This window comes from Butyrivibrio sp. MB2005, assembly GCF_000424285.1.
In the GTDB taxonomy this organism is placed as follows: Bacteria; Bacillota; Clostridia; order Lachnospirales; family Lachnospiraceae; genus Butyrivibrio.
Genome location: NZ_AUJP01000010.1, coordinates 42,751 through 54,538 on the forward strand (window position 1 = coordinate 42,751; position 11,788 = coordinate 54,538).

General features: G+C 41.5%; 10 protein-coding genes. 1 reads left to right on the forward strand and 9 read right to left on the reverse strand.

Features of this window, described 5'->3' with window-relative positions; all coding sequences use genetic code 11:
• The first annotated feature begins 4 nt into the window (after nt 1-4).
• Complete coding sequence (locus G610_RS0105885; RefSeq protein ID WP_026524051.1) at nt 5-436, forward strand: aspartate carbamoyltransferase regulatory subunit; 432 nt, start codon at nt 5-7, stop codon at nt 434-436.
• Between the two features lie 106 nt (nt 437-542).
• Here G610_RS0105885 and G610_RS0105890 read toward each other — a convergent pair whose 3' ends face one another.
• From G610_RS0105890 to G610_RS0105930, 9 genes are all read right to left on the reverse strand, one after another.
• The gene (locus tag G610_RS0105890) at nt 543-1,316 is read right to left on the reverse strand and encodes an ABC transporter ATP-binding protein (RefSeq protein ID WP_026524052.1); all 774 of its coding nucleotides are present in this window, start codon (nt 1,314-1,316) and stop codon (nt 543-545) included.
• Between the two features lie 2 nt (nt 1,317-1,318).
• Complete coding sequence (locus G610_RS0105895; RefSeq protein WP_026524053.1) at nt 1,319-2,203, reverse strand: ABC transporter permease; 885 nt, start codon at nt 2,201-2,203, stop codon at nt 1,319-1,321.
• 27 nt (nt 2,204-2,230) lie between these two features.
• On the reverse strand, nt 2,231-3,448 hold the full coding sequence (locus G610_RS0105900) for an ABC transporter substrate-binding protein (RefSeq protein ID WP_026524054.1): 1,218 nt from the start codon (nt 3,446-3,448) through the stop codon (nt 2,231-2,233).
• 142 nt (nt 3,449-3,590) lie between these two features.
• Nucleotides 3,591-4,148 (reverse strand): CAP domain-containing protein, encoded by a 558-nt coding sequence (locus G610_RS0105905; protein WP_155830971.1) that lies wholly within the window; start codon nt 4,146-4,148, stop codon nt 3,591-3,593.
• A gap of 124 nt (nt 4,149-4,272) precedes the next feature.
• Nucleotides 4,273-6,135, reverse strand: a complete 1,863-nt coding sequence (locus G610_RS0105910) for a leucine-rich repeat protein (RefSeq protein WP_026524056.1) — start codon at nt 6,133-6,135, stop codon at nt 4,273-4,275.
• 54 nt (nt 6,136-6,189) lie between these two features.
• Nucleotides 6,190-7,941: a leucine-rich repeat protein gene (locus G610_RS0105915; protein ID WP_026524057.1), complete on the reverse strand. Its 1,752-nt coding sequence runs from the start codon at nt 7,939-7,941 to the stop codon at nt 6,190-6,192.
• 126 nt (nt 7,942-8,067) lie between these two features.
• Complete coding sequence (locus tag G610_RS19905) at nt 8,068-8,913, reverse strand: class B sortase (RefSeq protein ID WP_026524058.1); 846 nt, start codon at nt 8,911-8,913, stop codon at nt 8,068-8,070.
• The gene (locus tag G610_RS0105925; RefSeq protein WP_026524059.1) at nt 8,900-10,288 is read right to left on the reverse strand and encodes a DNA polymerase Y family protein; all 1,389 of its coding nucleotides are present in this window, start codon (nt 10,286-10,288) and stop codon (nt 8,900-8,902) included. The genes G610_RS19905 and G610_RS0105925 overlap by 14 nt, the downstream gene beginning before the upstream one ends.
• 25 nt (nt 10,289-10,313) lie before the next feature.
• Nucleotides 10,314-11,747, reverse strand: a complete 1,434-nt coding sequence (locus tag G610_RS0105930) for a leucine-rich repeat domain-containing protein (protein WP_026524060.1) — start codon at nt 11,745-11,747, stop codon at nt 10,314-10,316.
• Between the last annotated feature and the right edge of the window lie 41 nt (nt 11,748-11,788).

Below are 11,788 nucleotides of genomic sequence, written 5' to 3' on the forward strand. Positions count from 1 at the left end.
AAAAATGCTTAATGTAGGAAAAATTGAAGAAGGCTTTGTTCTGGATCATATCAAAGCCGGCAGAAGCATGCAGATATATCACCACTTAGGTCTTGATAAGCTAGACTGCACTGTTGCTATTATAAAAAACGCAAGAAGTAATGTCATGGGTAAAAAGGATATTCTGAAGGTAGAATGTGACATCGATACTCTGGACCTGGATATCCTGGCTTTTATCGACCACAACATCACTGTTAACGTAATAAAAGAAGGCGAGATTGTAGAAAAGAGAGCTCTTTTCCTCCCTCATCAGATAAAAGACGTCATCAAATGTCACAATCCCCGCTGCATATCATCTATCGAGCAGGGGCTGCCACATATCTTCTATCTTGCAGATGAAGAAAAGGAAATCTATCGCTGCCAGTACTGCGATGAGAAATATCAGGAAACTTTCTAGGTAAAGCAGGATTTCGCCAGCGTGGCAATAACAAATAAGCATTCCATAAAATAAAAGAACTTCCAATCCTGAAGCATTACCAGTTCCGGAATTGGAAGTTTTTGAATTAATTACCGCACTCTACACTGATTTCATTGAACAGATGCATGATCTGTTCAGAATCCATCTTCTTTTTCTCTTCTCCGACCTTATCAAGGATAACTGATCCTTCATGCATCATGAGAAGTCTGTCGCCGTATTCCACCGCATATCTAAGGTTATGAGTAACCATTATGGTGGTAACGTGCTTTTCACGAACAATCTTATCTGTGAGCTCCATAATGATGTCCGCTGTCTTGGGATCAAGGGCAGCTGTGTGCTCATCAAGAATCAGGAATTCAAGCGGTGTCATGGTACTCATAAGAAGCGCAACTGCCTGCCTCTGACCGCCCGAGAGAGCACCCACCTTGGTATAGAGCTTATCCTCAAGACCAAGTCCAAGGCTCTTTAACATCTCTCTGTAATAATCCTTACGATTCTTATTTACTCCCGGCTGAAGTCCGAATATCTTGCCCTTGTTATCGGCGATTGACATATTCTCAAGGATATTCATGGAAGGACAGGTTCCCTTTGAAGGATCCTGATATACTCTTCCGATGGTCCTGTGTCTGATGTAATCCTTCTGAGAAATGATGTTCTCTCCGTTTACAAGAACCTCGCCCTTATCAGCTGCAATGCTTCCGCAGATGATATTAAGCATTGAGGTCTTACCTGAACCGTTACTTCCAACAACAGCTACAAACTGTCCGTCCGGAACTACCAGATTGAAATCATCGAAAAGGCACATCTCATTGACGCTGCCCGGATTGTAATTTTTATAGATTGATTTAAGCTCCAGCATTCTCAGGTCCTCACTTTCTTCCTGTCTCTCGTGATAATAAGGATCAAAAGGAAAAGAACCGCAGTTATAAGCTTAAGATCCGTGGACTGAAGTCCGCACTTGATTGCAATAGCAACACAGGCTTTATATACAATCGCACCTATTACAACGCTTGTTGTAACCTTAAAGAATGAAATCTTTTTAAGAAGGGCTGTTCCGATAATAACGCTTGCAAGTCCGATTACAGCAGTACCTGTTCCCATGGAAACATCAAAATACCTCTGCTGCTGAGCGTAAATGGAACCGGAAAGTGCCACAAGACCATTTGCAATAGCAAGACCGATGATCCTGACCTTACCTCTGTCAACACCCATGGATGTAACAAGGACATCGTTATCACCTACTGCCTGAAGCATAAGTCCTGAACGGGTTCTGAGATACCAATCAAGAATACTCTTAACAATAACTGTGATTATAAGAAGAATAATTACTGACTGGAACTTAGCGACAACAGGCGGGAGCTTTTCAAAAATCCCATTTATAAACCTGTTATCGAAAATTGTGTAGTAATCATACATGGGAAGATTAGCTCTTCCTGCTATTCTAAGGTTTATCGAATATAAACCTGTCATCATGATAATACCTGCAAGCAGGTCTCTGACATGAAAAACCACATGAATGATACCTGTGCAGACACCGATAAGACATCCCGCCGCAAAGCATATAGGAAGTGTCAAAAGCGGATGAACGCCAAATCTTATCATAACAACAGCAAGGCAGATCCCGAAGGGGAATCCGCCGTCTACTGTCATATCCGGAAAATCCAGAATTTTATAGGTTATATACATTCCAAGGGCCATTATCGCATAGCAGAGCCCCTGTTCAAGTACGCTTACCAGAAGAGCCATAACTTCACCTGTTCTTTACTTTATTTCTTAATTGTCGCTTTCTGTGCCGTCAGCGATCGTATCATAAACTTCAGCAGCTTCTGATACAAGGCTCTCATCAAGAGTCATGCTGATCTTCTCAGCGGCAGCTGTATTTACATAGAGGCTGGGCTCGTCGATAACCTCGAAAGGCATCTCCTCTGCCTTGCTCTCGCCAAGAAGCACCTTAGCTGCCATCTCACCTGTCTGGATACCAAGCTGCATGTAGTCAAGACCCATGGCTGCTACGCAACCAACCTTAACCTGCTCAACCTCAGAACCAAATACAGGAATGCCCTGCTCGTTTGCATAGCTGAGAACTGTCTGAAGACCTGAAACTACTGTGTTATCTGTAAGGTTGTTGATGCAATCAACCTTGGTAACAAGATCAGCTGCAGCCATATCAAGGTCTGCAAGAGTGTTGATACCGCTGTCTACAATCTCAAAGCCATACTCAGCAGCGTGCTCTTTGTACTGAGCGATTGTGCTCTCTGAGTTAGTCTCACTTGTTGTGAAAAGAATACCGATCTTCTTTGCATCGGGAAGCATCTTTCTGATCATATCAAGCTGCTGTGTTACAGCAAGTGCATCAGATGTACCTGTGATATTTCCTACAGGTGTTCCATCCTCTTTTGCAAGCTCTGCTGCTACCGGATCAGAAACTGCTGAATAAATTACAGGAACCTGTGTACCGAGAGCTGAATTGTAAGCACTCATAGCACTGGGTGTTGCGATACCACAGATAAGATCAACGCCGTCAGCTACAAAAGCATCTGAAATCTGGCTTGCTGTGCCTGTATCTGCCTGAGCATTCTGGAAGTGAATTGTAAGGTTCTCACCTTCCTTAATTCCCTTGTTCTCAAGGCCCTTAATGAAGCCCTCTCTGCAGTTATCAAGTGAACCGTGCTCAGCGAACTGAGAAATACCAATTACATACTCGCCTTTAGCCTCTTCAGAAGCTTCAGCGTCAGCCTCTTCGGAAGCTTCAGCGTCAGCCTCATCAGCTGTTTCCTCTGTAACTTCTTCTGTAACCTCAGCTTCCTGCTCTTCATCTGCTGCTTCCTCTACCTGTGAATCCTCAGCAGATGCATCAGCTTCAGAAGACTCCTCAGAAGCTACCTCTGTGTTAACTGTGTCATCGCTTGTCTTACGATTGTCTCCACAACCTGTAACCATAGTTACCATCATGGATGCAGCAATAATTGCCGCAAGCATCTTCTTTTTCATAATTTACTCCTCCTCTGCGTTACACTCTGTTACTGTAAACTATCATAGTGAATAACGCTTTAATAATACAATTTTATAGGTGCAAATGTCAATAAAAAAGGACCTGGGGCGTATTGCCTCAGGTCCCATATAAAACTATGTATTAGTATCCGAATTCCTGTGCCCAGTAGTAATTTCCGTTAGGTGCCTGATATACTGCAATACCTACTGACTTGAAGCCACCATCCATGATGTTAGCTGCGTGTGTAGGTGATGCCATCCAAGCATCTACTACTGACTCACCTGTGTTGTAAAGCTTTGCAAGGTTCTCACCAAACATAACTGTACTGTCAACTGTGTACCAAGCATCTCCATTGGGTCTGCTGTGGGAGAATACATCAACGATCTCCTTAGCACGAACAAGTGCTGCCTGTGTAAGCTGATCATTCCAATTAAGAATGCTAAGACCTGCTGCTGTACGCTTCTGGTTTACAAGATTGAATGCTGTTGTAGCAGCTGCAAGTGCTGCCTCACTACTATCAGCCTCTCCTGCAAGGATAAGAGCTCCCTCATCGATGTAAATTGTATCGATATCCTCATCGATACCTCTGACAGCAGCCATGTCATCAATTGTCTGTACCTGCTTCTCCCCGCAAGCCACAACTGTAAGTGTTAATACAGCTACAAGTAATGTTGCTATAACTCTCTTAAACTTCTCCATATGAATTCCTTCCCATAAAAACTAAGTGGTTTTCTACTAAATATATCATACCACTTTTATCATAAATGTCAATCATTTTTTCAAACATTTTTGCATTTATGATTAGAAAAAATATTATTTTATTTCATTTCTTCTTTTTGAAGGTATACTTCTGTTTTTTAGCACCTGCCTTCTTAAAGAGACGAACGAGTTTATTATACTTCGTTTTGTTCTTACAATAAATAGTTATTTTACAGTTATTGTTCATTCCGGTAAAAGCGCCGCTCTTAACGGTAGCCAGGGCGTTGCCGTATACCTTCAGAGTCTTAAGCTTTGTAGTGTTCTTAAGAGCGTTCTTGCCGATCTTCTTTATCGTTGCAGGAATTGTCAGTTTCTTAAGCTTTTTCAGATTCTTAAGAGCATTGCTTTCAATCTCTGTAACTGTATAGGTTACGCCATTCTCATCTGTGACAGTGGAAGGGATTGTTATACTTGTGGCATTCTTATTTCCTGCCTTGGTATAAGAAACTGTCATACCATCTGAGGATGTAACCTTGTATGAATCGCTGTTATTGCCAGTGGTCTTAACCTGAATGGTTGTGCCTTTATCCTTGGGTTTGGGATTAACTGTTACCTGACACTCTGCAGAAAGACGATTTTCATCCGTTACAACTCTGACTATTGTCGTCCCTGCCTCCATGGCAATAAAAGTACTTCCGCTTAAAGCAACAATACTCTCATCATCTGTCTCAAGGAAGTAATTTCTATTTCCGGCATTAGCAGGAGTTATCGTGGGTGTAAGGGTAAACGTATCACCTACAAGAACACTCTTTGTTGTCTCAGGTATACTTACGCCGGTTACTTCAACGTATGGATCATGCTCCATGGCGCTTTCAGAGGTATTTGTAACATAGCTGTATGTGTAATGTGTCCCATAAGCTATGGGCATTTTGTAGCCACTATAAGCGCTGTTTGGCACTCTGATGTGACTTGGTGACATGGATGCAAACTGAGAGGTTGTCCTGTTAAACCATTTGGCATAATCCCCATTATTTGCCCATGTAGTATCGACCTCATACCATCTACCGTCAAGTTTAACAATATTCCAGGCATGGCCTCCGCCATTACCGATACCGCCTATTACCATGGAATCAATGCCAAGACTGTCCATGATCATTTCAAATCCTGCAGAATAGCCATCGCAGACAGCGAATTGCTCATGTAATGATCCCCAGGCAGTATGAGACAGATTAAATGCCCCGGTTACACTTTTATCAGCAGCACAGGCATAGTCGTAATCAATATCTTCAGAGTAATAATCATATACTCTCTGCTCTGTAACAGCCGGCCAGCTGCTTACAAAGTTATTGCTTCTTATATAACTAAGATAGCTATTAAGCCCCTGCGTTATCTGACTATCAATCGTCGCAAACTGGGTATTGTCATAAAACGCTTTTAGAATAAAACAAAAGCTTACTTCAGTCTTATCTCCAACTATATGACCATATCCATATGTAAACACAGGCCAGCACATAAAGAACTCAATCCTGTCCGGATAATCATAATAAAGCGCCTGCTTTGCACAGTTTAATTGGTCACTGAAATCCGGATCAAAGCCAGTCTTCGTGGTAGTTTTTTCAATCACATACTCATACTGCTCATATTCATCTTTATTATCTGATACGTTAACATTATAAGGAATGTATTTTCCCTGAGATATAGCATTATACAATGCCAAATACAGAGTCTTTTCATCGCTGGAAAGATATTTATAGTGCTCTCCCGTTGAAGCTGCAAAGCCATTTAAAACCGCAGGCTCATCAAGCTCTCTTGCTTCTTCATCCGTAATCTCAAAAATGCCTAAGTTATTTACATCCGGGGCAATACTTAAGCCCCCGGTAGGAAGTTTATTACCGGCATTAACACCAAGACTACCTACAGGGAGCATCAATAATGCTGCGCATGCAAAAATCAACAATGCAACTTTTCTTACATATTTAATTGCCATACAAAATCCCTAACCTTTTTAACCCTGGATGTACATCAAAAGCTGATGATCCGTTTACTTTTTCTTCTTATATTTAAATGTGCCTGTCTTTAGTCCTGCTGTCTTCAGCTTTTTGACTACACTGTTAAATATCCGCTTATTCTTGGCGTAAACTACTACCTTTACCTTCTTCGCAGAATTCCGGAAAGCCTTGGAACCCAGTTTTTTAAGGTAATTACCATTAACCTTCACAGAGCTTAGCTTCTTACAGCCTGCTGTTGCCCTGCTGCCTATTTTAGTAACTTTGGACGCAGACATATCAATGGTGGTAAGATTCTTACAGTTCTTAAAAGCGCCATTTCCAATAATTTCCACATTTCTGCCAAGCTTTATTTCTTTAACCTTAGTGCATCCTGCAAAAGCTTCCTCTGCAATCTCGGTAACAGGATACTTATTTCCATTGATTACGATATTATCAGGAATAATAATTTTTCTTTCATTAAAAGAACTGCCGGATGATAGTACAGCTCCTCCGTCAGAGGATAACCTATATTCTACTCCGCCTGTCAGGTATGTTCTATCTGATGCGCTTCCATCAGCCGAACCTTCCGCTTCTACAGAAGCACTATTTTCTTTTACTTCGGCGCTATTTCCCGATTCATCTTCCGAATAATTGTTTTCCCTATAGGCATATCTGCTTCCGTAAGCCTTATCTATAAGTATGCCTGTATAGGGGTGGACTCTGATATGCTTATAGCCGTTTATTCCGCTGCTGTACTGATCAGTGGTTTTATTATAAAAAATATGGGTGATGACATCATTAGTATCATCCCAGGTAGTGTCCTCTTCATACCATTCGCCGTCCAGCTTAACCATAGACCATGCATGGCCGCCAACACTTCCGGATGCATAGACTGCACCTGTAACCACCTTTGCTTCAATACCCAGCTCCTTAAGTAAAAGAGCATATCCCGTGGCATAACCATCACAAACCGCGCTGCCCTCACACAAAGCGCCGTAGGCTGTGTGGGCATTATTGTAATATCCTGAATTTCCGGAGTTATAGGATACCGGATAATTAAAGCTCACCCTGCTTATGAAAAAATCATGGGCATTTAAAACTGTCTGTGCAGGATTCGATGAATTAACAAGGCCAGATGAGCGCATCTGATCCGCATAGTTTTTTGCTTTAGCCGTTATCTGGCTGTTCATTTGCTCGTAATTGTCCTTGGTATAAGGCCTCATAAGGATATAATCCTTATAAGTGCTTCCATTTTTAAACTCATAGACCTCTGCCTCACACATGTAATACTCAACATTTTCCATGTGATCATAGCAAAGGGCTTCTATAGCTTCATTGACGATTTCAGTACACAGCGGCGTACTTCCTGTATAATATGCAATCCTGCTGCTTGTTCCCGTGTAGAATTTATAAGCAACAGCTGCAACAGCTGTCTCTGAATTACGGCTTGGAAGCGAGCTTCCGTAAGCAAGACGCCTGCTACTGTCAGCAGCTATATACATTCCGTCATATAGATCCTTCTTGATATCACTATCAAGTCTTTCATAGTAATATCCATGATCTACAGTAACTGCACTTGCTCTTTTTAATAATCTTTTTTCGGAATAATCAGAATCAAAAGCTTCCTCTGCATCTTTTGCAGGGACACCCGGATGATCGCCGACCGGCAATGAGCTTATCTGCTCAGAAAAATCAGGTGTTGCAGCATGCGCAATCTCGGGTGCGAACTTATTAAAGCCACAGGTTATAAAGACTGTGGTCAAAACAGCCGCTATAAGCTTTGCGAATGACTTCTTCCCCCTCATAGGCGCACCTGATAATTAAAACAACAACTTCAGAATACCTACATCAAATATTTTACCACTTTACTGTCATTTTTAAGTCTTATCTGGTATGAAATTTTTATAAAAACAGCATGGCCAATCTAATGACTATTTATCAAAGGTCTGTACCTTCACAGTATGAAGTACAAATCTCTGTCCGCTTCCCGACTGCCCTGAGCAGGTGGAAAGCGTAAGAAGCGATGGATAATCCCCAAAGCTAAGCTCTGATGGAATCTCATACATGGTGTTTCTGCTGATGTATTTTAAATAGTCATCATATTCTTCTTCATTTGTCACTTCCGTGTAGCTGTATGACCCCTGGGTCGTTCTGTAATAAGCAAAAATCCGGTACTTAAGCACCTGATCCTTGGTGTAGATATAGACATAAGGATTATCCTTTATCACATCCTCGCCGCCGGACTTATAAATACTCTTAAGGGAGCCAAACATGGAATTGTTTTTCATATTATGGCCAAATACCATATCGCTGTAGCCGCAGAAATTCTCATCACTAAGTACATCCATGAAAATACAGCCGGCTTTGTTGTATTTGCCGTCAAAGGTCCTGTAAAGATACTGATCTATGGTCTGTTCCTTAACAACAGGATAATTGATCTTGGAAACAGCAGGGAAATACAGCCATCCGATAAAATCAGAATTGATCTCCTCCAGCGCATCAAAATTGATATCAAGGTTTGGATAGGTTCCTATGATTTCGCCGTTATCATCTGTTACAACTACGTCCTCTATAGTATCCTCTTTTTCTGTGATGTAATTATCCCTCAGATCGTCATACTCATTTACTGCAACTGCATATTCCTTCTGATCCCTGTAAAACATTATGCCTTCATACACGACTATTCCAAGGAGTACTATCACAAGTAAAATTCTTATTACCCTGAACGCACTGTTTCCTGCAATTTTATCAGCTTTACTCTCTTTATTCTGACTCATTTCCTGTTCCTTTTTTTATGGCATTATCGCCAAATTTGCCCTTTATAAGGCGTTCCATTTCGCTAAGCTTTTCAAGCTTCTCCTTGCGGATCTTCTCCTTGCGAACTTCCTCCTTGCCGGTTGCCATCCAGTCAAAGAGATTCACCTGTCTGTACTCTCCGTTGTCGAGATTATCTACGCCCACACCTACAAGCCTTATACCCATGCCCTCTTCGAAAAGCCCATTTTCACCGCTAAGAAGATTCCCCAAAAGATACATGGCATTTTCATATATGGTATCAGCGCTGTCAGTTGATTCAGACAGTCTTATCTGCCTTGTAAAGCGCTTAAAATCCGAGGTCTTAACCTGCGCTGTGACAGTTCCGCCAAATACTCCATCCTTCTTAAGTCTGTCAGATACCTTCTCCGACAGATGCCTTACTACAGGCGGCAGATCGCTGTCAAAATTCACCGAGGTAATATCCCCCGGAAGTGTGGTTTCATTGGAGTAGCTCTTGGCATCCTCCTGCTCCGTATGAACAGTATCAGAGCCCATACCATTGGCACTTGCATAGAGATAGTCTCCGAATTTATCACCAAGCTGGGACTTCAAAAAATCAATGCTCTGCTTTGCTGCATCTCCTATAGTCTTAATTCCTATAGATCTTAGCTTTTCAGCGCTTTTCTTACCGCAGCCGTAAAGATCACCTATTTCCAACGGCCACATCTTCTCCTGAATCTCCCAGGGAAAAAGAGTGTGTGTTTTGTCAGGCTTGGTAAAATCACTTGCCATCTTTGCCAGAAGCTTATTACTTGAAATCCCCACATTAACGGTAAAACCAAGCTTTGTTCTGGTCTCATATCTTATGGCTGCTGCCACGTTAAGAGGGTATACTTCTCCAAATTCCGGGGAATCCTTTATTTCATTAAGTATCCTACCCTTTTCATCAGGGCTTAAAGCTGAACCCTCTTCATCATTTTCAAAAAAATCTTCAAAGTGCTCCGTCAAAGCTTTCCTTACATCAAGGCTCTTTAATTCCGTAACATCAAGGTATGCCTCATCTATGGACACCTGCTGCAAAATCTCAGAATAGCTCTGCAGAACTGCTATAAATGCCCTTGAGTATGTCCTATAGGTATTAAAATCAGATTTAACCAAAACAAGCTTGGGGCATTTTTGAAGGGCACTGGTTATGGGCTCAGCTGTCTGAATTCCATATTTCTTAGCTGGAATTGACTTGGCTGTAACTATACCGTGTCTTGTTTTTATATCTCCTCCAACCACTGAAGGAATCGTTCTAAGGTCCACTGCTGCAGGATCATCCTTTAACTGCTTAACTGCAGACCAGGACAGAAAGGCCGAATTAACATCAATATGAAAAATTGTTCTGTTCATACGGCCTCCCCTGATATTTTAATACTTAATATTTAGCACCTTTTGCGCCGCACTTTTTAAAGAGCTTTTTATATTTTGCCTTGTACTTACCAGGGAATTTAATCTTTATCCCATTCTTTGTTTTTCCAAGAGCGTTCTTTCCTACCTTCTTAAGCTTCTTGGAATTTACTGTGAATTTTGAAAGCTTCTTACAATTATAGAATGCCTTTGTGCCTATCTCCTTCACAGTATCAGGCAAGATAATGCTTGTCAGCTTACCGCATCCCTCAAATGCGCTGTTTCCGATCTTTTCGATAGAACTGGATATAGTTATCTTCTTGGCATTTTTGCAGTTCTTAAAAGCTTTTGGAGCAATGGATGTAACTGTGTAGGATGCATCACCCTTAATAATCTTATAAGGCACAGTGTATTTTGTCTGTTTCTTATTAACAGGACCTGCATAAGCAACGGTCATATCACTTGCGGATGTAACCGTATAGTTTGCACCCTTTACCTGAAGGTTCTCCCCCTCAGCTTCAAGCTTTTGAGTGGTTTCCTTTTTACCTGCTGCAGAATCGCCATTACCGGAGTCTGATCCATTACTGTCAGACTTTTTCCATACAGCATAGAGCGTAAGCTCAGCTTCGTTATCAGCTGTAATATGGCCAAGCCCTCCTGCTGTTGTGGAAGAACCGGTTGCAGAGAACTGAGATTTAAGTATGGGATCTGTAGCTCTTATAACATCGCCTTTAACATATTCAGGCGTCGTAGCCCCGGGAGTTCTGCTCCAGCCTATGCATTCATAGCCCTCATTCTCAAAGGCGCACTCCTCTATTGTAATGTCACCATGAATAGTCATTTTATTCCATGACTCTTCTTTTTCATCAGGGAAATAAGACAGCTTAATATCAAGTGGCATCACGTAGAACTGAAGTTTTATCTGAGTAAACCTGCCATTCTTGTCACCTGCCCTTGATTCATTATTACGTACACCTGTGACAAGATAATAAGGATTAGCAGTCGGAATCTTCGCGGTTGCGCTCAAGTCACCACTGCCTGCACCATGAGTTGCAAAGGAAATCTGTGATATCTGTTTAAAATCAGAGCTCGGATTTATATTTTTAACACTCTTCTCCAGCTGCCTATAGACATAGATATCGATGAAGGAAGACTCACCTACATTGCTATATGATGCAGATACCTCATCTCCTCCTTTAAACAAAAACTCCCCTGCAGGGAACTGCTCTGACAAAGCATTTATGGATTCGTTGTTATAATCAAAAATATTTGTGGTATCAATCTGATATGTAGTAGCAAGAACAGTGATGGACGTCATAACAAGCATGGCTGCCGCAGCAAAGATACCAAGCTTCCTGCCTTTAAAGAGCTTTTTAGAAATTTGGGAACTATGGTCACTTGAATTATCAGCGCCAATAACCTTACTGATTCTTTTCATTCTTATATAATTGTCGTTTCGCATATGAATCCCCCTATACAACAAAAACCATAACCACTTCTTAT

Bases quoted from the DNA above. Each gene is read 5' to 3' on its own strand.
- G610_RS0105910 (WP_026524056.1), bottom strand. From the start codon at position 6,135: ATGGCAATTAAATATGTAAGAAAAGTTGCATTGTTGATTTTTGCATGC.
- G610_RS0105930 (WP_026524060.1), bottom strand. From the start codon at position 11,747: ATGCGAAACGACAATTATATAAGAATGAAAAGAATCAGTAAGGTTATT.
- G610_RS0105895 (WP_026524053.1), bottom strand. From the start codon at position 2,203: ATGGCTCTTCTGGTAAGCGTACTTGAACAGGGGCTCTGCTATGCGATA.
- G610_RS19905 (WP_026524058.1), bottom strand. From the start codon at position 8,913: ATGAGTCAGAATAAAGAGAGTAAAGCTGATAAAATTGCAGGAAACAGT.
- G610_RS0105885 (WP_026524051.1), top strand. From the start codon at position 5: ATGCTTAATGTAGGAAAAATTGAAGAAGGCTTTGTTCTGGATCATATC.
- G610_RS0105925 (WP_026524059.1), bottom strand. From the start codon at position 10,288: ATGAACAGAACAATTTTTCATATTGATGTTAATTCGGCCTTTCTGTCC.
- G610_RS0105900 (WP_026524054.1), bottom strand. From the start codon at position 3,448: ATGAAAAAGAAGATGCTTGCGGCAATTATTGCTGCATCCATGATGGTA.
- G610_RS0105890 (WP_026524052.1), bottom strand. From the start codon at position 1,316: ATGCTGGAGCTTAAATCAATCTATAAAAATTACAATCCGGGCAGCGTC.
- G610_RS0105905 (WP_155830971.1), bottom strand. From the start codon at position 4,148: ATGGAGAAGTTTAAGAGAGTTATAGCAACATTACTTGTAGCTGTATTA.
- G610_RS0105915 (WP_026524057.1), bottom strand. From the start codon at position 7,941: ATGAGGGGGAAGAAGTCATTCGCAAAGCTTATAGCGGCTGTTTTGACC.